The sequence below is a fragment of the Streptomyces cylindrosporus genome (assembly GCF_022698165.1).
GTDB lineage: Bacteria > Actinomycetota > Actinomycetes > Streptomycetales > Streptomycetaceae > Streptomyces > Streptomyces cylindrosporus.
Genome location: NZ_JALDAY010000023.1, coordinates 98,931 through 121,935, shown reverse-complemented (window position 1 = coordinate 121,935; position 23,005 = coordinate 98,931). Strand labels below are relative to the sequence as shown.

At 72.0% G+C, this 23,005-nt stretch carries 20 protein-coding genes; 8 read left to right on the top strand and 12 right to left on the bottom strand.

What is annotated here, in order from left to right:
- Window positions 1–448: 448 nt before the first annotated feature.
- Window positions 449–1,486 (top strand): tryptophan--tRNA ligase, encoded by a 1,038-nt coding sequence (trpS, locus tag MQP27_RS49290; RefSeq protein WP_242778629.1) that lies wholly within the window; start codon window positions 449–451, stop codon window positions 1,484–1,486.
- Here the strand turns inward: trpS and MQP27_RS49285 are convergent.
- Window positions 1,414–2,424 carry a GlxA family transcriptional regulator gene (locus MQP27_RS49285; protein WP_242778626.1) on the bottom strand — a complete coding sequence of 337 codons (1,011 nt, stop codon included), beginning with the start codon at window positions 2,422–2,424 and terminating at the stop codon, window positions 1,414–1,416. The two genes, trpS and MQP27_RS49285, sit on opposite strands and share 73 nt — an antisense overlap.
- 75 nt (window positions 2,425–2,499) lie before the next feature.
- Between MQP27_RS49285 and MQP27_RS49280 the strand changes: the two genes are divergently transcribed.
- Entirely contained in the window at window positions 2,500–3,084 is a 585-nt protein-coding gene (locus MQP27_RS49280; protein ID WP_242778623.1) for a cysteine hydrolase family protein, read from the top strand.
- A gap of 24 nt (window positions 3,085–3,108) precedes the next feature.
- Here MQP27_RS49280 and proC read toward each other — a convergent pair whose 3' ends face one another.
- From proC to MQP27_RS49265, 3 genes are all read right to left on the bottom strand, one after another.
- Entirely contained in the window at window positions 3,109–3,921 is an 813-nt protein-coding gene (gene proC, locus MQP27_RS49275) for a pyrroline-5-carboxylate reductase (protein ID WP_242778620.1), read from the bottom strand.
- 61 nt (window positions 3,922–3,982) lie between these two features.
- Window positions 3,983–4,774, bottom strand: a complete 792-nt coding sequence (locus MQP27_RS49270) for an ABC transporter permease (RefSeq protein WP_242778617.1) — start codon at window positions 4,772–4,774, stop codon at window positions 3,983–3,985.
- Entirely contained in the window at window positions 4,771–5,616 is an 846-nt protein-coding gene (locus MQP27_RS49265; RefSeq protein WP_242778614.1) for an ABC transporter ATP-binding protein, read from the bottom strand. Before MQP27_RS49265 ends, MQP27_RS49270 begins: the two co-directional genes overlap by 4 nt.
- A 281-nt stretch (window positions 5,617–5,897) precedes the next feature.
- Between MQP27_RS49265 and MQP27_RS49260 the strand changes: the two genes are divergently transcribed.
- Complete coding sequence (locus MQP27_RS49260; protein WP_242778658.1) at window positions 5,898–7,358, top strand: SulP family inorganic anion transporter; 1,461 nt, start codon at window positions 5,898–5,900, stop codon at window positions 7,356–7,358.
- A gap of 32 nt (window positions 7,359–7,390) precedes the next feature.
- On the opposite strand, the gene MQP27_RS49255 is transcribed toward MQP27_RS49260, so the two are convergent.
- From MQP27_RS49255 to MQP27_RS49245, 3 genes are all read right to left on the bottom strand, one after another.
- Complete coding sequence (locus tag MQP27_RS49255) at window positions 7,391–8,164, bottom strand: class I SAM-dependent methyltransferase (RefSeq protein ID WP_242778611.1); 774 nt, start codon at window positions 8,162–8,164, stop codon at window positions 7,391–7,393.
- Window positions 8,165–8,606: 442 nt separating this feature from the next.
- Window positions 8,607–9,110 carry an EamA/RhaT family transporter gene (locus MQP27_RS49250; protein WP_242778608.1) on the bottom strand — a complete coding sequence of 168 codons (504 nt, stop codon included), beginning with the start codon at window positions 9,108–9,110 and terminating at the stop codon, window positions 8,607–8,609.
- Between the two features lie 146 nt (window positions 9,111–9,256).
- Window positions 9,257–9,583 carry an SH3 domain-containing protein gene (locus MQP27_RS49245; RefSeq protein ID WP_242778605.1) on the bottom strand — a complete coding sequence of 109 codons (327 nt, stop codon included), beginning with the start codon at window positions 9,581–9,583 and terminating at the stop codon, window positions 9,257–9,259.
- 182 nt (window positions 9,584–9,765) lie between these two features.
- Here MQP27_RS49245 and MQP27_RS49240 point away from each other — a divergent pair, with 182 nt between their 5' ends.
- Window positions 9,766–11,943, top strand: a complete 2,178-nt coding sequence (locus tag MQP27_RS49240) for a serine/threonine-protein kinase (protein WP_242778602.1) — start codon at window positions 9,766–9,768, stop codon at window positions 11,941–11,943.
- 564 nt (window positions 11,944–12,507) lie between these two features.
- Here the strand turns inward: MQP27_RS49240 and ilvD are convergent.
- The 4 genes from ilvD to MQP27_RS49220 form a co-directional block, all read right to left on the bottom strand.
- A complete protein-coding gene (gene ilvD / locus MQP27_RS49235) occupies window positions 12,508–14,361 on the bottom strand; it encodes a dihydroxy-acid dehydratase (protein ID WP_242778599.1) in 1,854 nt (617 codons plus the stop codon).
- A 141-nt stretch (window positions 14,362–14,502) separates the two neighbouring features.
- Window positions 14,503–15,108, bottom strand: a complete 606-nt coding sequence (locus MQP27_RS49230) for a TetR/AcrR family transcriptional regulator (protein WP_242778596.1) — start codon at window positions 15,106–15,108, stop codon at window positions 14,503–14,505.
- A complete protein-coding gene (locus MQP27_RS49225) occupies window positions 15,105–15,929 on the bottom strand; it encodes a sugar phosphate isomerase/epimerase family protein (RefSeq protein ID WP_242778593.1) in 825 nt (274 codons plus the stop codon). The genes MQP27_RS49230 and MQP27_RS49225 overlap by 4 nt, the downstream gene beginning before the upstream one ends.
- A gap of 150 nt (window positions 15,930–16,079) precedes the next feature.
- Entirely contained in the window at window positions 16,080–17,012 is a 933-nt protein-coding gene (locus MQP27_RS49220) for a Ppx/GppA family phosphatase (RefSeq protein WP_242778590.1), read from the bottom strand.
- Between the two features lie 71 nt (window positions 17,013–17,083).
- Here MQP27_RS49220 and MQP27_RS49215 point away from each other — a divergent pair, with 71 nt between their 5' ends.
- On the top strand, window positions 17,084–17,908 hold the full coding sequence (locus tag MQP27_RS49215) for a DUF3109 family protein (RefSeq protein WP_242778587.1): 825 nt from the start codon (window positions 17,084–17,086) through the stop codon (window positions 17,906–17,908).
- Window positions 17,909–18,000: 92 nt separating this feature from the next.
- On the opposite strand, the gene MQP27_RS49210 is transcribed toward MQP27_RS49215, so the two are convergent.
- Window positions 18,001–19,698 (bottom strand): BACON domain-containing protein, encoded by a 1,698-nt coding sequence (locus MQP27_RS49210; RefSeq protein WP_242778584.1) that lies wholly within the window; start codon window positions 19,696–19,698, stop codon window positions 18,001–18,003.
- A 229-nt stretch (window positions 19,699–19,927) separates the two neighbouring features.
- On the opposite strand from MQP27_RS49210, the gene radA reads away from it, so the two are divergent.
- The 3 genes from radA (at window position 19,928) to MQP27_RS49195 (ending at window position 23,000) form a co-directional block, all read left to right on the top strand.
- Entirely contained in the window at window positions 19,928–21,337 is a 1,410-nt protein-coding gene (gene radA, locus MQP27_RS49205; protein WP_242778582.1) for a DNA repair protein RadA, read from the top strand.
- Between the two features lie 81 nt (window positions 21,338–21,418).
- On the top strand, window positions 21,419–22,543 hold the full coding sequence (disA, locus tag MQP27_RS49200) for a DNA integrity scanning diadenylate cyclase DisA (RefSeq protein ID WP_242778579.1): 1,125 nt from the start codon (window positions 21,419–21,421) through the stop codon (window positions 22,541–22,543).
- Between the two features lie 121 nt (window positions 22,544–22,664).
- Window positions 22,665–23,000: a hypothetical protein gene (locus tag MQP27_RS49195; protein ID WP_242778576.1), complete on the top strand. Its 336-nt coding sequence runs from the start codon at window positions 22,665–22,667 to the stop codon at window positions 22,998–23,000.
- Window positions 23,001–23,005: the final 5 nt, after the last annotated feature.

Here is a 23,005-nt window from a genome sequence, read left to right as displayed (position 1 = left end):
GGGCCGTTCCGACGAGTGAGACTTTAGCGGATTCCCGGCCCCCGCGCTAATCGGGGGCCGCGTCCTTTCGAACGCGGATTCCTCATTTCGCAAATACGCATGGCAATTACGCGACGGCAGCCTGATCGACAGCAGTCGAGTAGTTGTTGGTACCTACGGAATGGCTGTCCGGGGACCGACCGGAGTCGGCTCTCACGTCGGACAACTCGAAGAACCTTACGTACCGCCCTGGGGCGTGTCAACTCGCGGCGAAGCGGCACCCCGGAGGCGTACCCTGGGCCCCATGACTACGCGTACGTGCACCCAGCTGTGGTGGGCCGCCTGACGGCGGCCGTACTGACGTATGCACTCAACGGCCGCCGCCTCGGCGGCCGTTCTCGTTTCTCCCTCCAGGGTCCTGAGGGCCGGCCGCTCGGGACGGCGGCCTCGACCAGGAGGTGGAGACGAGATGACGCGGGTTTTCAGCGGGGTCAAGCCGACCGGGCACCTGACGCTGGGGAACTACCTGGGGGCCATGCGGCAGTGGGCCGCGGTGGACCAGTACCGGGCGGACTCGTTGTTCTGCGTGGTGGATCTGCACGCGCTGACCGTGGACCACGATCCGGCGCGGGTGCGCAGGCTCAGTCGGCAGGCGGCGACCCTGTTGCTGGCGGTGGGGCTGGATCCGGAGCTGTGCACCGTGTTCGTACAGAGTCATGTGGACGAGCACGCCCGGCTGTCGTACGTGCTGGAGTGCGTGGCGACCGACGGCGAGATGCGGCGGATGATCCAGTACAAGGAGAAGGCCGCGCGGGAGCGGGAGCGTGGGGGCAGCGTGCGGTTGTCGCTGCTGACGTATCCCGTGTTGATGGCGGCGGACATCCTGGCCTACGGGGCGGACGAGGTGCCGGTCGGGGACGACCAGGCGCAGCACGTGGAGCTGACGCGGGATCTGGCGGTGCGGTTCAACCAGCGGTACGGGCACACGTTCGTGGTGCCGCGGGCCACCGTGCCGCCGGTGGCCGCGCGGGTCATGAGTCTGCAGGATCCGGGTTCGAAGATGGGGAAGTCGGACGACGCCGGGCCGGGGATCGTCTATCTGCTCGACGAACCGGAGGTCGTGCGGAAGAAGGTCATGCGGGCCGTGACCGACAGCGGGCGGGAGGTCGTCTACGACCGGGAGGAGCGGCCCGGGCTCGCGAATCTGCTGGAGATCCTCGCCGCGTGCACGGGTGGGAACCCGGAGGCCCTGAGCGGTGTATATGAGTCGTACGGCTCCTTGAAGAAGGACACCGCAGAGGCCGTGGTCGAGCTCCTCAGGCCCGTACAGGAGAGGCACAGGGCGCTGTGCGCCGATCCGGGCTACGTGGAGGGGGTGTTGCGGGATGGCGCGGAGAGGGCTCGGGCGATGGCCCGGCCGACCGTGGATGCCGCTTATCGCGCGATCGGGCTGCTGCCGGCCGTTTCCGATACGGACGCGGGTGTGGTGCTGAACGCGGCGCGGTAGGCGCGCGGGCTGGTGGCGAGGCGCGATGCGAAGTGCTGGCGCATCGTGACCTCGCTGCCGAAGCCGGCGCGGCGGGCCACCTCGGGCATGGGCAGGTCGGTGCGTTCGAGGAGTTTCTGGGCGGCTGCGATGCGCTGGTCGAGCAGCCAGCGGAGCGGTGTCGTGCCGGTCTCCGCCGTGAAGTGGCGGGCGAAGCTGCGTGCGGACATGCCTGCGTGGGCGGCCAGGTCGGCGACGGTGAGCGGTTCGTGCAGGTGGCGCAGGGCGTGTTCGCGTACGGCGGCGAGGGTGTCGGCGTCGCGGTCGGTGCGTGGTGTGGGGTGCTCGATGAACTGTGCCTGGGTGCCGGTGCGGAAGGGGGCGGTGACCATCGAGCGGGCGATGGTGGCGGCGGCTTCGGCGCCGTGGGAGCGGCGGACGAGGTGGAGGCAGAGGTCGATGCCGGCTGCGGTGCCGGCGGCGGTCCAGATGTTGTGGTCCTCGATGAACAGGGCGTCGGGGACGACGGTGACCTGGGGGTGGTGTGCGCGGAGGAGGTCGATCAGGTTCCAGTGGGTGATGGCTCGGCGGCCGTCGAGGAGGCCGGCCTGGGCGAGGGTGAAGGCTCCGCCGCAGAGGGCGGCGATGGTGGTGCCGCGGGCATGGGCGCGGCGCAGGGCGTCGAGGACGGGGGTGGGTGCGGGGGTGAGGTGGTCGTCGAGGCCGGGGACGACGATCAGGTCGGCGCGGGACAGCCAGGTGAGGGTGCGGTCGGGCAGGAGGGCCATGCCGCCGCGCATGGGGACGGGGGTGGTGGTGTCGGTGGCGACCCGGCGGAGGTCGAAGGCGGGGGCGCCGCGGTCGGTGCGGTCGGTTCCCCAGACCTCGGTGATGACGGAGACGTCGAAGGCGCGGATACCGGGGAAGGCGAGGAGAGCGATGCGGTAGGGGGTGACCACGGTTGGCAGTAAACCATCGATCGATGGCTTCTGTGCCCCTGGGGCGGCGGGCGACGCGCCTACAGGATTGGGGGCATGGACATCGCAGAGAACGCAGCGCTGGTGGTCGTGGACGTGCAGAAGGGCTTCGAGGAGGCCGACTTCTGGGGGCCGCGGAACAACCCGGAGGCCGATGACAACATCGCGGAGCTCATCGACGTATGGCAGGCGACGGGGCGGCCGGTCGTCTTCGTGCGGCATGACTCGCTGAAGCCGGAGTCGCCGTTGCGGCCGGGGTACGAGGGCAACGACCTGAAGGACTACGTGCAGGAGAGGAGGGGGAAGGGTGCCGGGCCGGAGCTGTTCCTCACGAAGACCGTGAACTCGGCCTTCCTCGGATCGCCGGATCTGGGGGGCTGGCTGAGCGAGGCCGGGATCTCGCAGTTCGTGCTGGCGGGGATCCAGACCAACATGTGCGTGGAGACGACGGCCCGGATGGGCGGGAATCTCGGGTACGACGTGGTGGTGGCGTACGACGCGACGTACACCTTCGACCTGGAGGGTCCGTTCGGCTGGCGGCGGAGTGCGGACGAGGTCGCGCAGGCCTCGGCGGTGTCGCTGCACGGGGGCGGGTTCGCGCGGGTGGTGACCACGAAGGAGGTGGTGGACGCGGCGCGGTGACCGCCCTCGGGCGGGCGGCGCCGGTCAGTCCTTGTTGCCGGAGGCCAGGGCGCGGCTGCGGTCGCGGGCGGCTTCGAGGGCGGCGATGAGGGCGGCTCGTACGCCGTGGTTCTCGAGTTCGCGGATGGCGTTGATGGTCGTGCCGGCGGGGGAGGTGACGTTCTCGCGGAGCTTGACCGGGTGTTCGCCGCTGTCGCGGAGCATGGTCGCGGCGCCGATCGCGGACTGGACGATCAGGTCGTGGGCCTTGTCGCGGGGCAGGCCGAGGAGGATGCCGGCGTCGGTCATGGCTTCGACGAGATAGAAGAAGTACGCCGGACCCGAGCCGGACAGTGCCGTGCAGGCGTCCTGCTGGGACTCGGGGACGCGGAGCGTCTTGCCGACGGCGCCGAAGATCTCCTCGGCGTGCGCGAGATGGTCGGCGGTGGCGTGGGTGCCGGCGGAGATGACGGACATGGCCTCGTCGACGAGGGCGGGGGTGTTCGTCATGACGCGGACGACGGGGGTGCCTTCGGCGAGGCGCTCCTCGAAGAAGGAGGTGGGGATGCCGGCGGCGCCGCTGATGACCAGGCGGTCGGCGGGGACGTGCGGGGCGAGTTCGGTCAGGAGGGTGCCCATGTCCTGCGGCTTGACCGTGAGGATCAGGGTGTCGGCGGTCTTGGCGGCTTCCGGGTTGGTGACCGGGGTGACTCCGTAGCGGGTGCGGAGTTCTTCGGCTCGCTCCGGGCGGCGGGCGGTGACCAGGAGGTCGGCCGGGGCCCAGCCGCCCCGGATCATCCCGCTGAGCAGGGCTTCGCCGATCTTGCCGGTGCCGAGGACTGCGACTTTCTGGGTCATGGGCCCATCCTCGCACTGGCAGTGCGGGGCCGGGGGTGGCCGTCCGGCTGGCGGAACGCGGTCACGCGGTGCGCCTCCTGAGGGTGGCCGCGCCCAGGCACAGCACCAGCAGGGCGCTGCCCGCGACGATGAGGACGTCCCGGACGAAGGTGGCCGTCATGTCGGTGTGCTTGAGGACCTCGTTCATGCCGTCGACGGCGTAGGACATGGGCAGGACGTTGGAGATGGCCTCCAGGGCGGGGTGCATGTTGTCGCGGGGGGTGAACAGGCCGCACAGGAGGATCTGGGGGAAGATCACGGCCGGCATGAACTGGACGGCCTGGAACTCGGAGGCCGCGAACGCGGAGACGAACAGGCCGAGGGCGGTGCCGAGCAGGGCGTCGAGGAGGGCGACCAGGAGGAGGAGCCAGGGGCTGCCGGTGACGTCGAGGCCGAGGGCCCAGAGCGCGAGGCCGGTGGCGAGGGCGGACTGGATGATCGCGAGGGCGCCGAAGGCGAGGGCGTAGCCGGCGATCAGGTCGCCCTTGCCGAGCGGCATCGCGAGGAGGCGTTCGAGGGTGCCGGAGGTGCGTTCGCGCAGGGTGGCGATGGAGGTGACCAGGAACATCGTGATCAGGGGGAAGATCCCGAGGAGCGAGGCGCCGATGTTGTCGAAGGTCTGCGGGCTGCCGTCGAAGACGTAGCGCAGCAGGACCAGCAGCAGGCAGGGGACCAGGATCAGCAGCGCGATGGTGCGCGGGTCGTGGCGGAGCTGGCGCAGGACGCGGGCGGCGGTCGCGGTGGTGCGGGAGAGGTTCAGCGCGCTGGTGGGCGCGGGCGTGATCGTCGTACCGGACAGGGTCGTCGTACTCATCGGGTCGTCTCTTTCTCGCGGGCGGCCGCGGTGGCCTGGTCGACCAGGTGCAGGAAGGCGGCCTCGACCGTGTCGGAGCCGGTGTTCGTGCGCAGGGCGTCCGGGGTGTCGTCGGCGAGGATCTCGCCCTCGCGCATGAGCAGGAGGCGGTGGCAGCGCTCGGCCTCGTCCATGACGTGGGAGGAGATGAGGAGGGTGGCGCCGCGGGTGGCGGCGATGTCGTGGAAGAGGTTCCAGAGGTCGCGGCGCAAGACCGGATCGAGGCCGACGGTGGGTTCGTCGAGGACGAGGAGTTCGGGGCTGCCGAGGAGGGCGACGGCGAGGGAGACGCGGCTGCGCTGGCCGCCGGAGAGGTTGCCGGCGAGGGAGTCGGCGTGGGAGGTGAGGTCCACGTCGTCGAGGACGCGGGTGACGTCCTGGTGGCGCTCGGCGGTGGGGCGGCCGGGGGCGAGGATCGCGGTGAAGTAGTCGAGGTTCTGGCGGATGGTCAGGTCGTCGTAGACGGAGGGGGCCTGGGTGACGTAGCCGATGCGGGTGCGCAGGGTGGGGTGGCCGGCGGGGCGGCCGAGGACTTCGAGGGTGCCGGTGACCTTGGCCTGAGTGCCGACGATCGAGCGCATGAGGGTCGACTTGCCGCAGCCGGAGGGACCGAGCAGGCCGGTGATCTGACCGCGCGGGACGGTGAAGTCGAGGCCGCGCAGGACGGTGCGGGGGCCGCGGACGACGGTGAGGGCGTCGGCGCGGACGGCGGGAGTGCCGGACGCCTGCTCCGGGCCGGACGCCGCGCCGGATGCCGGCTCGGGGTCGGGCGTCTCGTCGGCACCCCGATTTATATTCATCATGTGCGGAACATTCCTCTTCTCGGCGGGCCGTGTCAAGCGGAGGCGCGTTCGGCGGCGCAGGCGTGTGTCGGCGTGAACGGAGGAAGGCGGTCCGGCCCGTACGCCTCCGCCGTCATCGCGGCGAAACACGAACCCGGTGCGCGATCAACTCCCTTTCCCGACAATGGATTTCAGTGCGAGGTCATATGCCGCGCACGTTCGTCCGCCGTGCCCTCCCCCGGTGCGGCGCCCACGCATCTCCCGCTGCTCAGCTGCTCTCAGGAGGTGCACCCGTCATGCGCATGCGCAGTGACGTACGCAAGGCCGATCTGCTCGCTTCTCTCGTCGTGTTTCTCGTCGCGCTGCCGCTGTGTGTGGGCGTCGCCGTCGCCTCCGGGGTGCCGGCCGAGTTGGGGCTGGTCACCGGGATCGTGGGCGGGCTGGTCGCCGGAGCGCTGCCCGGCAGCAGCCTCCAGGTCAGCGGGCCGGCCGCCGGATTGACCGTGCTCGTCCACGAGGCCGTGGACTCCTACGGCGTCGAGGCGCTCGGGGTGCTGGTGTTCGGGGCCGGGCTGGTGCAGCTCGGGCTCGGGGCGCTGCGGCTCGGGCGGTGGTTCAGGGCCGTGTCGGCGGCCGTGGTGCAGGGGATGCTCGCCGGGATCGGGCTGGTGCTGATCGCCGGGCAGGTGTACGCGCTGGGCGACGCGAGCGCGCCGGCGAGCGGGCTCGGGAAGCTCGCCGGGCTGGTGTCGCTGCCGGGGAGGGCCGATCCGGTGGCGTTGTCAGTGGGGGCTGCCACTATTGCCGTACTGCTGCTGTGGCCGCGTTGGCGCAGGGGGGCGCGGGTGGTGCCTGCGCCGCTGGTCGCGGTGGCGGTGGTGTCGGCGGTGACCGGGCTGTTCGACCTGGGGGTGCGACGGGTCGAGGTGCACGGTCTGGCCGATGCGGTACGACTCCCCGAGGCGGCGGACTTCGGGCGGCTGACGGAAGTGGGGGTGATCGGGACCGTCGTGGCGTTCGCGTTGATCGCGTCGGCGGAGTCGTTGTTCAGCGCGACGGCGGTGGACCGGCTGCACCAAGGGCGGCGGACCGACTACGACCGGGAGCTGATGGCGCAGGGCGCGGGGAACGCGGTGTGCGGGGTGCTGGGGGCGCTGCCGATGACTGCGGTGATCGTGCGCAGTGCGGCGAACGTGCAGGCAGGGGCGCGTACGAAGGCCTCCCGGGTGCTGCACGGGGTGTGGCTGCTGCTGTTCACGGCTGTCGTGCCCGGGGTGCTCGGGCTGATCCCGGTGGCGGCGCTGGCCGGGCTGCTGGTGCACGCTGGCTGCAAGCTCGTGCCGGTGCGGGAGGTGCGCGGGCTGTGGCGCGGGCACCGTGGGGAGGTGGTCGTGCTGGTGGTGACCGCGGGCGCGATCGTCGTCGGCAATCTGCTGGAGGGGGTGCTGGTGGGGCTGGCGCTGGCGGTGGCCAAGACGGCGTGGGAGGCCAGCCATGTGCACGTCGAGACGGAGGACCGTGGAGAGGCCGGGCTCGTGGTCCGCGTCCTCGGCCATGCGACGTTCCTGCGGCTGCCGAAGCTGCTGGACGCGTTGGAGGCACTGCCGCGGGACCGGGCGGTACGGCTGGAACTGGACGGGCTGCGGCATGTTGACCATGCGTGCGCGGCGGCCTTGGAGGGGTGGGCGGCCGGGCATGGCGGGAGTGAGGGGAATGGGATGAGTGGGGGGAATGGGATGGCGACGATCAGCAGGATGCCGTAGCCCTGTGTGGTGGGTGGCCGTCGGCCTCGGCGTCATGGGGTGGCGACGATCAGCAGGACGTCGTAGACCTCCTCGACCGTGCCGTCGGGGAAGGTCTGCAGCAGGCGTTCGCGCTCCTCGGCGAGGAAGGCGCCCGTCTTCTCCTCGCCCTGGACCAGGAAGATCGAGTGGCTTCCGAGGTTGGCGAGGTGGGTGTCGATCGGGACGTGCCGGCTCCAGCGGACGATGTGGCCGGCGTGGTCCGGCATGTCCGGGACGCCCTTGAAGGCGAGTGCGGTCCGCATCTCCGGCGCGCCCCGCTTGTTGTTGTGCACGCCGTTGAAGTGGGCGCGGATGCGGTCGGCCTGCTCGGTGATCCACGGGACGTCGGCCGGATCCATGTTCCACCACAGGGCGAGCGCACCGCCCGGACGCAGCACTCGCCGTGCCTCGGGAACGGCGCGGGCCGGCTCGGTCCAGTGCCACGCCTGGGCGTAGGTGACGAAGTCGACGGAGGCGTCGGCGAGGGGGAGGGCGTTGCCGTCGCCGCGGACGATCGGGACGTCGGGGAGGGTGCGGCGGAACTGGGCCGCCATGCCGTCACCGGGCTCCACGGCGATCACCTCGGCACCGCGCCCGTGCAGCAACGCGGTGGCGATCCCGGTACCGGCCCCGACGTCCGCGACCCGGGCTCCGGCGAGGGGGCGGCCGGCGAGCTCGTCGATCGCGTCGAAGAGGGCGGGCGGGTAGGAGGGGCGGTTGGCGGCGTACTGGGCCGCGGCGGCGTTGAAGGAGTGGGCGCGGGTGGTGTCGGAGGGGGCCGTCATATGGCCATGGTGGCGTAGTTGGGTGCAGGGGGCAGTGAGTTTTTGGTGAGAGGGGGTGGGAGGGGGCGATACCGGCGGGGCCTGTCAGACTCCGGGCCCCGGCGACGGGCTTCGATAGCGGCTCCCGGCTCCCGCCCTCCGGCCCCCGGCTCCCGACTCCCGCCCTCCGGCCCCCGGCCTCCGGCTTCCCGCTTCCGGCTCCCGACTTCCGGCTCCCGACTTCCGGCTCCCGCCCTCCGGCCCCCGCTTCCGGCTCCCGGCTCCCACCTTCCGGCTCCCCGCGGCAAGCTCCGGCCTCGGTTTCGGCCCTGGCCCTGACTCCAACCCCGGCTCCCGGTGGCAGGCGGCAACTCCCGTTGCCTCCCGTGCCCTCCCCTCCCGTCCCCTCTCATCGCCTCCCGCGGCAATGACCCGCTCAGGCCACAAGGGCCCGCAGGCGGCGCTACGTGCGGCGGCGCTTCTTCGACGGGTTGCCGGTGCGGCGCGTGGTGCGTTTCTCGTGTTGTCTGACTGCCGCCTCGTACTCCTCGCGGTGGAGCTTCTCGCCGGGCGCCTCCGTGAGGGTGCGGAAGAAGTAGGCGAGGAGGGAGCCGACGAAGCCGATCGCGAGGAGGCCGCGGAGGGAGGCCTGGCGGTCGGGGTCGGGGCGCTTGCTGAAGGAGTCCCACGTGTTGCGGAACGCGAGCGCGCTGCAGATCGCGAACATGGCGACGACGAGGATGTTCACGAAGGCGCCGGTGTCGGCGATCTGGAGGCCCTCGTAGGCGAAGCGGAGGACGAGGCAGGAGGCGACGGCGGCGACCAGGGAGCCGACCGCCGCGCCGATGCGGCGGGCGGGGTAGCCGTTGTCGTGGTCCACCCAGGTGGTACCGAAGAACCGGATCGGTTCCGGGCGGGGACCGGTGGAGCCCGCCGGGCCCGCCGAGGTGCCGTTTTCGTCGCTCACGGGACGATTATGGCTCCGCGGCGGGGGCGGGCTCCTTCCGGGTCAGGGCGGGTCAACCGCAGCGGGACGCCCCGTAGCCGTCACTGCCGGTGTGGACGTAGGCGTCCGAGACGTACTCGCCGTTCAGTAGACGCCGAGCCCAGCACTCAGCTGCAGCGGGACGCCACGTAGCCGTCGCTGCCCGTGAGGACGTACGCGTCCGCGACGAACTCGCCGTCGTCGATGTTGTCCCAGATGTTCGAGGTGCCGTACGGGCCCGAGACCGTCGTGCCCGGCGTCTGGCAGAAGATCGGGACCTTCGCGCCTTCCGGCAGGACACGGACGATGCCGTACTGGGTGCCGGGGCCGCGGCGGACGTTGAGGCGGACGCCCGGGGCGACCGGGTAGTAGTGCAGGGCCTCCGCGGCGACGGCCGCCGCCGCGACGGACTCGCCCTCGCTGCTTCCGGCCTCGTCGACGTGGTCAACAGACATGAAAAACCTCCCCCGTTGAGCCCCATGAATGCCATGGGGTCCCGTTGATTCCCCTAAAACACGCCATGAAACACATGTACGCAACTCGCACGCGAACGCTAGCAAGCCGCCTCGGTCCCGTACGAGTAATCGACTAGGCTCCGTGCGTCGCGCGCGCGGACGAACAGCACGGGGGTGGTTCCATGGCGCCACAGCACAACAGCGGGGCCGGCGCGGAAGCGGAACTTCCCGAATACGCCGGTCACTACCGTCTCGAGTCATGCCTGGGCTCCGGCGGCATGGGCGTCGTGCACCTGGCCCGGAGCACCTCCGGCATGAAGCTCGCAGTGAAGGTCGTACACGCCGAATTCGCCAAGGACCCCGAGTTCAGAGGGCGTTTCCGGCAGGAGGTCGCGGCCGCTCGGCGGGTCAGCGGCGCCTTCACCGCGTCCGTCGTCGACGCCGACCCGGAGGCCGAACGGCCCTGGATGGCCACACTGTTCATCCCCGGTCCGACCCTCTCCGATCATGTGAAGCGGAACGGGCCGATGCCCCCGGACCAGTTGCGCCGCCTGATGGCGGGACTGGCCGAGGCCATGCGCGACATCCACCGCGTCGGCGTCGTGCACCGCGATCTGAAGCCGAGCAACGTGCTGCTCGCCGAGGACGGTCCGAAGGTCATCGACTTCGGCATTTCTCGGCCAAAGGACAGCGAACTGCGCACCGAGACCGGGAAGTTGATCGGCACCCCGCCCTTCATGGCGCCCGAGCAGTTCCGGCGGCCCCGGGAGGTCGGGCCCGCCGCAGACGTCTTCGCCCTCGGCTCCGTGCTGGTGCACGCCGCGACCGGCCGGGGCCCGTTCGACTCCGACAGCCCGTACGTGGTCGCCTACCAGGTCGTCCATGACGAGCCGGACCTCACCGGCGTACCGGAGGACCTCGCTCCGCTGGTGCTGCGCTGCCTCGCCAAGGAGCCCGAGGAGCGGCCCACCCCCGACGAGCTGATGCGGGAACTGCGGTCACGCGCGGCCTCGTACGACACCCAGGCGTTCATACCGGCGCAGCGGACGGGTGATGCGCCGCCGCTGTTCCCGGAATCCCGTGTCGAGGAAGTCGACGAAGCCCGGGGAGACGAAGCCCGGGAAGGCGGAGAGGAAGGCGGAGAGGAAGGCGGAGAAACGGCGCGACGGCCCAAGCCGCGCCGCCTGTCCGCCAAGGCGCTGCTCGTCGCCGGTGCGGCCCTCGTCCTCGTCGTCGGCGGTGTGCTCGCCTCGGTGCAGCTGCTCGGCGGAGGGGATCCTTCCGCCGCGCGGGGCACGGCGCCGCACACCTCCCCCGCCGCGTTCCGCGCGTGGGCGGCAAAGCCCGTGTCCGACAGCAAGGGGCAGGCCAGGTGCTCGTACGCCGCGGGGAAGCTGCTCTGCTCCCGGCCCGGCACGGTGTTCGCCCTCGACCCGTCCGACGGCGAGCTGCTGTGGCGGCACTCGGCCGGTACGACGCAGTACAGCGCCGCCCCGGTCGTGTCGGGTGGTCTGGTGCAGCCCCTCCCCGACCACGGCCGGCGTCTGGAGGCGCTCGACCCGGCCTCGGGCAAGGTCCGTTGGACGCGGGACGTGCCTGCCTACGAGTCGCTGCAGCAGGTCGGCGGCATGCTTCTGCTGACCCACGCGGACGGCAAGGTCACCGGCGTCGACAGCGCGACCGGCGACACGAAGTGGTCCCGGTCGATGCCGGGCGACGGGCCGCCGGTCTTCTCCTCGTTCCCGGGTGACCCGTTGGCGTACATCACGAACGTCTCCGCCGACGGGGCGAGTACGCGGGTCGTCGCGGTGGATCCCGTCACGGGTGACGTGCGTTGGGACGTCCGGCTGGACGGGTCCCTGCAGTCGGTCGGCAGCGCCGGCGGCTCGGTCTTCTTCCTCGCGGACGACCTGGTCTACGGGGACACGCAGGCGGTGGTCCGCTACGACCCCCGCTCCGGGTCGACGCACCGGGTGACTCTGCCGGTCCGCCGCCCGAGCGCCCACGCCACCGTGCGCGGCGGCGTCGTCTACCTGCTGGCCGCCGGGGGCTCCCTGGAGGCCGTGGACACGACCTCGGGCAAGCAGCTGTGGAACATCGAGACCTCGGTGAGCCGGGGCTCGGCGCCGGTCGTCGACGACAGTTACGTCTACTTCAGCGCCGCCGACGGCCGTCTGCTCGCCGTGGACGCCCGCAAGGGCACCCTCGCCGGACAGACCCCGGCCCGCCTCGGCGCGGACTCGGGCCAGACGGTGACCGCCGCCCTCCCCCAACCGGTCCTCGCCAACACCCACGTCTACGCCACCGCCCCCGACGGCACGGTCTTCGCGGTGGACGCCGGTAAGCCGGCGGGCTGGTAACGGACGTATCCCACCCGCCAGTCGGACTGCACAGACCCGCCAGTCGAACCGCACGGGCCCGCCGGCCGGGTTTGCGCGCCCCCCGCCAGCCGGGCCGAGGGATGCACGCCGACCAGGTTGCGCGGCCACCGCCAGCCAGGCCGCGAGACGCCCGCCGACCGGATTGCGCGGCCACCGCCAACCAGGCCGCGAGACGCCCGCCAACCGGATTGCGCGGCCACCGCCAACCAGGCCGTGACTCGCCCCCCGACCGGGCTGCGCGGCCATCGCCAGCCGGCCGTGAGACCCCCGTCAGCTCGGCCGCGCGGCCACCCCTCGGCCCTCGGCCCTGATCCCCGCCCACCGCTCGGCCCGCGCCCCCGCCCACCTCGTACGCACGCGAAAGGGCCGCCCCCGAAGGGACGGCCCTGAATACTCGCGGCCCCGTCAGCCCGACCGTGTCGCCCGGCCTCCTCGACCCGACCTTGCAGCCGGGCCCCCTCGGCCGGGCCCGGTCAGCCCCGCCCGGTCAGCCCCGCCCGGTCACCCCGGCCCGGTCACCCCGGCCCGGTCAGCCCAGCCCGGTCAGCCCAGCTTAGACACGTCCCGTACCGCGCCCTTGTCCGCGCTCGTCGCCATCGCCGCGTACGCCCGCAGCGCCGCCGACACCTTCCGCTCCCGCGACTTGGGCGCGTACACGCCACCCAGCGCCGCCTCCCGCCGCGCGAGCTCGGCCTCGTCCACCAGCAGCTCGATCGTGCGGTTCGGGATGTCGATGCGGATGCGGTCGCCGTCCTCGACCAGCGCGATCGTGCCGCCGGACGCCGCCTCGGGCGACGCGTGGCCGATCGACAGACCCGACGTGCCGCCGGAGAAGCGGCCGTCGGTGATCAGGGCGCAGGTCTTGCCGAGGCCGCGGCCCTTGAGGAAGGAGGTGGGGTAGAGCATCTCCTGCATGCCGGGGCCGCCCTTCGGGCCCTCGTAACGGATGACGACCACGTCGCCGTCCGTGACCTGCTTGTTGAGGATCTTCTCGACGGCCTCCTCCTGCGACTCGCAGACGACCGCCGGGCCCTCGAAGGTCCAGATCGACTCGTCCACGCCGGCCGTCTTCACGACGCAGCCGTCGACCGCGAGGTTGCCCTTGAGGACCGCGAGGCCGCCGTCCTTCGAGTACGCGTGCTCGACGGAGCGGATGCACCCCTCGGCCGCGTCCTCGTCCAGCGCCTCCCAGCGCTCGGACTGCGAGAAGGCCTCGGCGGAGCGGACGCAGCCGGGGGCCGCGTGCCACAGTTCCACGGCCTCGGGGGACGGGGAGCCGCCTCGCACGTCCCACGTCTTCAGCCAGTCCGCCAGGGACGGGCTGTGGACCGAGTGGACGTCCTCGTTGAGCAGGCCCGCGCGGTGCAGCTCGCCCAGCAGGGCGGGGATGCCGCCGGCGCGGTGCACGTCCTCCATGTAGTACGTGCGGTTCTTGGCGACGTTCGGGGCGACCTTCGCCAGGCACGGCACCCGCCGCGAGACCTCGTTGATCTCCTCCAGGCCGAACGGGACGCCCGCCTCCTGGGCCGCCGCGAGGAGGTGCAGGATCGTGTTCGTGGAGCCGCCCATCGCGATGTCCAGGGCCATCGCGTTCTCGAAGGCCGAGAAGGACGCGATCGAGCGCGGCAGGACCGTCTCGTCGTCCTGCTCGTAGTAGCGCCGGGTGATGTCCATCACAGTGCGGGCGGCGGCCTCGTACAGGCCCTTGCGGGCCGTGTGCGTGGCCAGGACCGAGCCGTTGCCGGGGAGGGAGAGGCCGATGGCCTCGGTCAGGCAGTTCATCGAGTTGGCGGTGAACATGCCGGAGCAGGAGCCACAGGTCGGACAGGCGTTCTCCTCGATACGGAGGATGTCCTCGTCCGAGATCTTGTCGTTCACGGCGTCGGAGATCGCGTCGACCAGGTCGAGCGTACGGACCGTGCCGTCGACGAGGGTCGCGCGGCCGGACTCCATCGGGCCGCCGGAGACGAAGACCGTCGGGATGTTCAGGCGCAGGGCCGCGTTCAGCATGCCCGGCGTGATCTTGTCGCAGTTGGAGATGCAGATCAGGGCGTCCGCGCAGTGGGCCTCGACCATGTACTCGACCGAGTCGGCGATCAGGTCGCGGGAGGGCAGGCTGTACAGCATGCCGCCGTGGCCCATCGCGATGCCGTCGTCGACCGCGATCGTGTTGAACTCGCGCGGGATGCCGCCCGCCTCGACGATCGCCTCGGAGACGATCCGGCCGACCGGCTGCAGGTGGGTGTGGCCCGGCACGAACTCGGTGAAGGAGTTGGCGACCGCGATGATCGGCTTGCGGCCGATGTCCGCACCGGGTACACCGGAGGCGCGCATAAGGGCGCGGGCGCCCGCCATGTTGCGGCCGTGGGTGACTGTGCGGGACCTCAGCTCGGGCATCGTCGCTCGCTCCTTCAGACAGTTCTGGCTGCTACCGAGCGTACGCCGGTCCTCCGGGGAGCCGAGACGGTGTCCGGAATCCAAGACGCCGGTCTCAGGAATCCTGATCTCACCAGATCTCAGTAATCCAGGGCTCAGGAATCAGGGCCCGGTCAAATGCCCCTGCACCACCGGCGCCACCCGCGCGATCACCTGTTCCACGTCCGCCGAGGCCAGCGGCTCGACCTTGATGACGTACCGCAGCATCGCGCAGCCCACCAGCTGCGCCGCCGCCAGCTCGGCGCGCAGCTCGGCGTCCGGCTGGTCGAGCTGCGCGGCGACCCGGCGCAGCAGCTGGGAGGCGACCAGCCGGCGGAAGACGGCCGCCGCGGCCTCGTTGTTGACCGCGGAGCGGAGAATCGCCAGCAGGGGCGTACGGGTGGTGGGGTTCTCCCAGATGCCGAAGATGAACCTGGTCAGGCGCTCGCCGACGCCGTCCAGCGGGCCCTCGGCGACCGCCTCCGGCGCGTTCAGCGCGGGCGCGAAGGCGACCTCGATGGCCGCCTCGAAGACCTGTTCCTTGGTGCCGAAGTAGTGGTGCACCAGCGCGGAGTCCACGCCGGCCGCCTTCGCGATGCCCCGCACGGACGTCTTGTCGTACCCGCGTTCGGAGAACTCCTCGCGGGCCACGTTCAGGATCCGGTCCCGGGTGTCCGCCGACTCGACCCGGGTACGGCGGCCGCGGCGCCGGGCGGCGGTGTCGGTCACGGCCGGGGCACCTTCACGGCGGAGGCGAGGTGGAGCCGGGTGAAGGCGAGCGCCTCCGCCAGGTCGGCCTCGCGTTCGGCGCCGGACATCGCGCGCCGGGTGTTGACCTCGATGACGACATGGCCGTCGAAGCCGGTCAGGGCGAGACGTTCCAGCAGCTCGGCGCAGGGCTGGCTGCCGCGGCCCGGGACGAGGTGCTCGTCCTTGGCCGAACCCCTGCCGTCCGCGAGATGGACGTGTCCGAGCCGGTCGCCCATGCGGTCGACCATGTGCATCGCGTCGGAGCGGGCCGTGGCGGAGTGACTGAGATCGATCGTGAAGTGACGGTAGTCCTCCTTCGTCACGTCCCAGTCGGGGGCGTACGCGAGCATCTCGCGGTCCCGGTAGCGCCACGGGTACATGTTCTCGACGGCGAACCGCACGTCCGTCTCGTTCGCCATCCGCCAGATCCCGGTGACGAAATCGCGGGCGTACTGGCGCTGCCAGCGGAACGGGGGGTGTACGACCACCGTGGTCGCCCCCAGCTTCTCCGCCGCCGCCCGGGCGCGCTGGAGCTTGATCCAGGGGTCCGTCGACCAGACCCGCTGCGTGATCAGCAGGCAGGGGGCGTGGACCGCGAGGATCGGGATGCGGTGGTAGTCGCTCAGTCTGCGCAGCGCCTCGATGTCCTGGCTGACCGGGTCGGTCCACACCATGACCTCGACACCGTCGTACCCGAGGCGCGCGGCGATCTCGAAGGCCGTCGCCGTGGACTCCGGGTACACGGAGGCCGTGGACAGCGCGACCTTCGCATCCGGGATGCGTACGACTGGCTCCGCCATGCCGACAGGTTACGGGGTACGGGTGAGTGGAGCCGCGCGCCTATTGGCCGTTGTGGGGTTCGCCATAGGCGGGTGCGGGTTCGTGGGGGCTTGTCGCGCCCACGCGGCGGAGCCGCAAATCGATACAGCCCCGCGCCCCCAGGAAGGCATCTACACGGAACCCATGTGATCAAGTCGGCGCAGGATCACGCCTTCCCTGAGCGCCCACGGGCAGACCTCCAGGCTCTCCACCCCGAACAGGTCCATCGCGCCCTCCGCCACCAGCGCGCCGGCGAGGAGCTGGCCGGCCCTCCCCTCGCTCACGCCCGGCAGCTCGGCCCGTTGTGCCGCCGACATGCCCGCCAGCTGCGGGACCCAGGCCTCCAGGGACTCGCGCTTGAGCTCGCGCTGGACGTACAGGCCCTCCGTCGAGCGAGCCGCACCCGCGATCCTTGCGAGCTGCTTGAAGGTCTTCGAGGTCGCCACCACATGATCCGGCGCGCCGAAACGCGTGAACTCGCCCACCGTGCGGGCGATCTGGGCGCGGACATGGCGGCGCAGGGCCCTTATGGACTCCGGGGCCGGGGGGTCGCCGGGGAGCCAGCCGGCGGTGAGGCGGCCGGCGCCCAGCGGCAGCGACACCGCGGCGTCGGGTTCCTCGTCGATGCCGTACGCGATCTCCAGGGAGCCGCCGCCGATGTCCAGGACGAGCAGCTTGCCCGCGGACCAGCCGAACCAGCGGCGGGCCGCGAGGAAGGTCAGGCGGGCCTCCTCCTCGCCGGTGAGGACCTGCAGCTCGACGCCGGTCTCGGCCTGCACGCGCGCGAGGACGTCGTCGGCGTTGCTGGCCTCGCGCACGGCGGAGGTCGCGAAGGGGAGGAAGTCCTCGACGCCCTTGTCCTCGGCGGCCTGCAGGCACTCCTGGACGACGTCGATCAGTTTCTGGACCCCTTCGGGGCCGACGGCCCCGTCCTCGTCGAGGAGTTGGGCAAGGCGCAGTTCCGCCTTGTGCGAGTGCGCGGGCAGCGGGCGCGCGCCGGGGTGCGCATCCACCACCAGCAGATGCACCGTGTTCGATCCAACGTCGAGGACACCGAGTCTCATGTACGGAACGCTACTGCCACCTGGGCGGTCCTCCGTATTCGATGGGGCTGCGGGAGCCTTACGCTGGTCCTGTGCCAAAGACGAAAACGGCGAAGGCCGACAAGTCGGCAGGGCCGGCGAAGCTGATGTCGAAGAAGGCCAGGGCAGCGGACGAGAAGGGCCTCGACTTCGCGCGCGCGTGGGTGGAGTTCCCTGATCCGGCGGACGACGAGCAGGTCTTCCGGTGCGACCTGACATGGCTGACCTCTCGCTGGAACTGCATCTTCGGCAGCGGCTGCCAGGGCATCCAGGCGGGCCGGGCGGACGACGGGTGCTGCACGCTGGGTGCCCACTTCTCCGACGAGGACGACGAGAAGCGGGTCGCCGGGTTCGTGGCGAGGCTCACGCCGGAGATCTGGCAGCACCACGACGAGGGCACGGAGAACGGCTGGGTCTCGGAGGACGAGGACGGCGACCGCCAGACGCGCCCGTACCAGGGCTCGTGCATCTTCCAGAACCGGCCCGGATTCGCGGGCGGCGCGGGCTGCTCGCTGCACATCCTCGCCCTGAAGGAGGGCCGCGAGCCGCTGGAGACCAAGCCGGACGTGTGCTGGCAGCTGCCGGTACGACGCACCTACGACTGGATCGACCGGCCCGACGACACCCGGGTGCTGCAGGTCTCGATCGGTGAGTACGACCGCCGGGGCTGGGGTCCGGGCGGCCACGACCTGCACTGGTGGTGCACGTCGGCGACCTCGGCGCACGGCGCGGGCGACCCCGTGTACGTGTCCTACCGGGCGGAGCTGACCGAGCTGATGGGCAAGGCCGGCTACGACCGTCTCGTGGAGCTCTGCGAGCAACGACTGGCCGCACAGCTGCCCCTGCTGGCCCCGCATCCGGCAGACCCCGTCGACTGAGGTCATCGGGCTGTACGGCGCCTGCGGCCGGGGTCTGTCCGAGGGCGTGCGTGCCAGACCCCGCGACGTCGGCATGACCCGCCGCACAGGCCCTACGTGGCCGACGGGCTCGGGTCGCCGCCGTTGCCGGGTGGCGGGCTTCCCGGGTCGGACGGGGCCGGGTCGGTGGGCGTCGGGGTCGGGTCCGGTGACGTGGGCGGGTCGCTCGGGGGCGGGTCCGAGGGCGCCGAGGTCGTGGGCGTCGGGTCGGGGTGGGACGGCGGCGGGTCGCCGGGGCCGGTCGGGTCGGGGTCCGGGTCGGAGGGGCTGGGTGCGGTGCCGTAGCCGTCGATGGTGACGACGGCGCCGGACGGTGAGATCGCCACCTTCGCGTGCCAGTGGCCGGAGGGCTCGCGCAGATGGTCGACGTACACCTTGATCGTCAACGATTCGCCCGGCGCGAGGGTTCCCGACGCCTGGCTGAGGTAGAGCCAGGAGGCGCCGGTCGTCGCGGACCAGCGCGTGGGCGCGGAACCGGTCGCGGTCAGGGTGATCAGCGTGGTGTCGCCGCTGTTGCCGGCCGTCACGTCGAGGCGGCCGGCGCCCTTGTGGCCGGCGCCGGTGACGCTGACGACCTCCACGGAGACGTCGGGCCGCTTGCCGTCGCCGAAGCGGCCGCCGGGCCTGGTACTGGCGTTCCCGGCGTTCTCGTAGCTGCCGCCGGCCGCCTCGCCGTCGAGGCTGCCGGGCCCGTGCGCCTCACTGGCGGTGGCGGAGCGCCCGTCGACTCCCTCCCCGGCGGGCCCGCCCCGGTAGGCGGCCCAGAGCGCGAGCACCGGGGCGGCCACGACGGTCGCCACGACGGTGGTCGTCACGGCACGCGCGCGTAGCCGGTCGCGCCGGGCGGCACGGTCCTTGGGATCCATCGGGAACCCGCGCCGGTCGAACCTCGGCGCCGCCGCGCCACGCGCGCGTGGATGGTGCGCCATCGCGACGTGCAGGGCCGCGCGGGGCGCCTCCAGGACGGGCAGCTCGGCCGGGGTGACCATCGCGCCGGGCCAGCGGCCGGGGATCGCGCGCTCGGCGCTGCGCCGGCAGTGCGGGCAGTCGTCGACGTGCCGGACGAGTTCCTTGCGCAGGGCGGCACCGAGCACCAGCTGGTTGTCGCCGGTGAGCCGGGCGACGCTCGGGCAGCCGCCGCTCTCCACGACGGCGAGGGCCGCGCGGGTGCGCTCGACCTCGCAGGCGGCGGAGGCGAGCAGCTCGCGGGCGCCCGCGAGGTCCATGCCGAGGACGGCGGCGACCTCATGGGCGGCGAGATGATGCCGTACGGCCAGCTCCAGCGCCTCGCGCTGCTCCGGGGTGGTGCCGGCGGCCTCCGGCCAGGCGAGCAGGGCGAGTTCGCGGCGCCGCTCCTCCTGGACCTCCTCGGCGACGGGCGGGGCCGCGGGGTGGGCCCTGGGGCCGTGCCGGCCCGCCGCGTGCGTGGCCTGACGTTTCTGCTTGGCCTCGGCGAGCCCCCGCAGGCAGGCCCAGCGGGCCAGCGCGTACAGCCAGGCCCGCCGGTCGCCGGAGGCCTCCGGGCCGCCGCGCTTCTCGGCGAGCGCGAGGACGTCGCCGAGGGCCGCGGTGGCGGCGTCGTGGTCGCACAGCACGGACAGGCAGTAGGTGAACAGGCCGTCGAGATACGGCTCGTAGCGCGCGGGCGGCCGCTGCGCCAGCGTGCGCGCCGCGGCACGGTCGCGAGCCTCCCGGCGCGCCCGGTGTGCGCCGGTGGTGCGGGTCGAGGTCTCCGGACTGCTGCTCATCATCCGTGGACCGTAGGCGCCGGAGAGCAGGCCCTTCTGCCCCCTTGAGCACATTTACTCCGTACGGGTGAAACGATCCCTCATAAGGGGACAGGAACCCTTCATTCCGTGGCTGGTTCGGGGCGGGAGTGGCTTGTTGGCGCCGGTGGACCCGGAGGCGCGGCCGTCCGGTGACGCGCGCCCCCGCCCACCGGCACTCGCGTTGTCAGTGCCCCCGGTTACCGTTCTCGGCATGGCTGCCCGTACCAAAACCGCCAAGGAACGGCCCTCCTACCGCTGCACGGAGTGCGGCTGGCAGACGGCCAAGTGGCTCGGCCGCTGCCCCGAGTGCCAGGCCTGGGGGACGATCGAGGAGTACGGCGCGCCCGCGGTCCGTACGACGACACCGGGCCGCGTCACCACCTCCGCCGTGCCCATCGGTCAGGTGGACGGCCGCCAGGCCACCGCCCGCTCCACCGGCGTCGCCGAGCTGGACCGCGTGCTCGGCGGCGGCCTGGTCCCCGGCGCGGTCGTGCTGCTCGCGGGCGAGCCCGGCGTCGGCAAGTCGACCCTCCTGCTCGACGTGGCCGCGAAGTCGGCGAGCGACGAGCACCCCACTCTGTACGTCACGGGAGAGGAGTCGGCGAGCCAGGTCCGCCTGCGGGCCGACCGCATCAAGGCTCTCGACGACCACCTCTACCTCGCGGCCGAGACCGATCTGGCCGCGGTGCTCGGCCACTTGGACGCCGTGAAGCCGTCGCTGCTGATCCTGGACTCCGTGCAGACCGTCGCGTCCCCGGAGATCGACGGCGCCCCGGGTGGCATGGCCCAGGTCCGCGAGGTCGCGGGCGCGCTCATCCGCGCGTCCAAGGAGCGCGGCATGTCCACCCTCCTTGTGGGCCATGTCACCAAGGACGGCGCGATCGCGGGCCCGCGCCTCCTGGAACACCTGGTGGACGTGGTGCTGCACTTCGAGGGCGACCGGCACGCCCGTCTGCGCCTGGTCCGGGGCGTCAAGAACCGCTACGGCGCCACGGACGAGGTCGGCTGCTTCGAACTGCACGACGAGGGCATCACAGGCCTGGCCGACCCGAGCGGACTTTTCCTGACACGACGTGACGAACCGGTCCCCGGTACCTGTCTGACGGTCACGCTGGAGGGCCGTCGCCCTCTGGTCGCCGAAGTCCAGGCGCTCACGGTCGACTCACAGATCCCGTCCCCCCGCCGCACCACCTCCGGCCTGGAGACCTCCCGTGTCTCGATGATGCTCGCCGTCCTGGAGCAGCGCGGGCGGATCAGCGCCCTGGGCAAGCGGGACATCTACTCCGCGACCGTGGGCGGAGTGAAGCTCTCCGAGCCGGCCGCGGACCTCGCGATCGCCCTGGCCCTGGCCTCCGCGGCGAGCGACACCCCTCTGCCGAAGAACCTGGTCGCGATCGGCGAGGTGGGCCTCGCGGGCGAGGTCAGACGGGTCACGGGCGTCCAGCGCAGGCTCTCCGAGGCACACCGTCTGGGCTTCACGCACGCGCTCGTTCCGGGCGATCCCGGCAAGATCCCTCCGGGTATGAAGGTCCTGGAAGTCGCCGACATAGGGGACGCCCTGAGAGTCCTTCCGCGCTCCCGTCGCCGAGAGGCCCCACGGGACGAGGAGGACCGCCGGTAGACTTTGCCCTGGTCTCGCCCGTCCGTGCGAAGAAAACACGCGACACGGGGGCGCCCCAGAACCTGCGACCGGAGGAGTGCAGTGGCAGCCAACGACCGGGCGGCAGCTCCCGGAAAGTCCGGCGGGAGTTCCGGTGCCGATGGCCTGATGCGCGCCTCACTGAGCGCCGTGGCTCCCGGCACGGCGATGCGTGACGGCCTGGAGCGCGTGCTCCGCGGCAACACCGGCGGACTCGTCGTCCTCGGTTTCGACAAGACGGTGGAAGCCATGTCCACGGGCGGTTTCGTCCTGGACGTGGAGTTCACGGCCACCCGCCTGCGTGAGCTGTGCAAGCTCGACGGCGGGATCGTGGTCTCCTCCGACCTCTCGAAGATCCTCCGCGCGGGCGTCCAGTTCGTCCCGGACGCGACGATCCCCACGGAGGAGACGGGCACCCGCCACCGCACGGCCGACCGCATCTCCAAGCAGGTCGGCTTCCCGGTGGTCTCCGTCTCCCAGTCCATGCGCCTGATCGCGCTGTACGTGGACGGCCAGCGCCGCGTCCTGGAGGACTCGGCCGCGATCCTCTCCCGGGCCAACCAGGCCCTGGCCACGCTGGAGCGCTACAAGCTCCGCCTGGACGAGGTGGCGGGCACCCTCTCGGCCCTGGAGATCGAGGACCTGGTGACGGTCCGGGACGTCTCGGCCGTGGCCCAGCGCCTGGAGATGGTCCGCCGCATCGCGACGGAGATCGCCGAGTACGTCGTGGAACTCGGCACCGACGGCCGCCTCCTGGCCCTCCAGCTGGACGAGCTGATCGCGGGCGTGGAACCCGAGCGCGAACTCGTGGTCCGGGACTACGTCCCCGAGCCCACCGCCAAGCGCTCCCGCACGGTCGACGAGGCCCTCTACGAACTCGACGCGCTCACCCACGCGGAGCTCCTGGAACTGCCCACGGTGGCGAGGGCGTTGGGCTACACGGGCTCCCCGGAGGCCCTGGACTCGGCGGTCTCCCCCCGCGGCTTCCGCCTCCTGGCCAAGGTCCCCCGCCTCCCCGGCGCCATCATCGACCGCCTGGTGGAGCACTTCGGCGGCCTGCAGAAGCTCCTCGCGGCGAGCGTCGACGACCTCCAGACGGTCGACGGCGTCGGCGAGGCCCGGGCCCGAAGCGTCCGCGAGGGCCTCTCCCGCCTGGCGGAGAGCTCGATCCTGGAACGCTACGTGTAACCAACCGGCCCCGCGCCCCCTCCACTTACGGACGCTGCCGTTCAGCCCCACCCGCCACAAAACCGCGCATACGCTCGAACGCGGCACGGCAGGCGACACACGAGGGGGCACCTTGACCAGCATGTCCAGACGCGCGCTGCTCGGATACTCCGGAACGACGGCGGCAGCCGCGGCCCTAGGCACCACCACCTCCGCCCAGGCGGCGGACGACGAGACCTCGACACCCGAGTTCCCCCCGGACACCGAGTTCAGCGGCACAGCCACCCTCCCTGACCCCGTCTACAGCGAGGGCGCCGGAAACGTGAGCATCCACTTCCGCGTGAGCTGCGACACAAGCGTCGCGGGCAGCAAGGTCGACCCGATCGACGTGGCGAACGCCCTCAACGCCTTCCTGGCCACCCGCGGCTGGCCCGCGATCACGTTCTACGGCACCCCGGCCCCGGCCGCCCTCAACTGACCCGA

What these genes read in the sequence shown, in the direction of transcription:
- MQP27_RS49265 (WP_242778614.1), bottom strand. Translation starts at nt 5,616, where the DNA reads ATGATGAATATAAATCGGGGTGCCGACGAGACGCCCGACCCCGAGCCG.
- ilvD (WP_242778599.1), bottom strand. Translation starts at nt 14,361, where the DNA reads ATGCCCGAGCTGAGGTCCCGCACAGTCACCCACGGCCGCAACATGGCG.
- MQP27_RS49245 (WP_242778605.1), bottom strand. Translation starts at nt 9,583, where the DNA reads ATGTCTGTTGACCACGTCGACGAGGCCGGAAGCAGCGAGGGCGAGTCC.
- MQP27_RS49220 (WP_242778590.1), bottom strand. Translation starts at nt 17,012, where the DNA reads ATGAGACTCGGTGTCCTCGACGTTGGATCGAACACGGTGCATCTGCTG.
- MQP27_RS49210 (WP_242778584.1), bottom strand. Translation starts at nt 19,698, where the DNA reads ATGATGAGCAGCAGTCCGGAGACCTCGACCCGCACCACCGGCGCACAC.
- proC (WP_242778620.1), bottom strand. Translation starts at nt 3,921, where the DNA reads ATGACCCAGAAAGTCGCAGTCCTCGGCACCGGCAAGATCGGCGAAGCC.
- MQP27_RS49260 (WP_242778658.1), top strand. Translation starts at nt 5,898, where the DNA reads ATGCGCAGTGACGTACGCAAGGCCGATCTGCTCGCTTCTCTCGTCGTG.
- MQP27_RS49195 (WP_242778576.1), top strand. Translation starts at nt 22,665, where the DNA reads ATGTCCAGACGCGCGCTGCTCGGATACTCCGGAACGACGGCGGCAGCC.
- MQP27_RS49240 (WP_242778602.1), top strand. Translation starts at nt 9,766, where the DNA reads ATGGCGCCACAGCACAACAGCGGGGCCGGCGCGGAAGCGGAACTTCCC.
- MQP27_RS49270 (WP_242778617.1), bottom strand. Translation starts at nt 4,774, where the DNA reads ATGAGTACGACGACCCTGTCCGGTACGACGATCACGCCCGCGCCCACC.
- MQP27_RS49280 (WP_242778623.1), top strand. Translation starts at nt 2,500, where the DNA reads ATGGACATCGCAGAGAACGCAGCGCTGGTGGTCGTGGACGTGCAGAAG.
- MQP27_RS49255 (WP_242778611.1), bottom strand. Translation starts at nt 8,164, where the DNA reads ATGACGGCCCCCTCCGACACCACCCGCGCCCACTCCTTCAACGCCGCC.
- MQP27_RS49225 (WP_242778593.1), bottom strand. Translation starts at nt 15,929, where the DNA reads ATGGCGGAGCCAGTCGTACGCATCCCGGATGCGAAGGTCGCGCTGTCC.
- trpS (WP_242778629.1), top strand. Translation starts at nt 449, where the DNA reads ATGACGCGGGTTTTCAGCGGGGTCAAGCCGACCGGGCACCTGACGCTG.
- radA (WP_242778582.1), top strand. Translation starts at nt 19,928, where the DNA reads ATGGCTGCCCGTACCAAAACCGCCAAGGAACGGCCCTCCTACCGCTGC.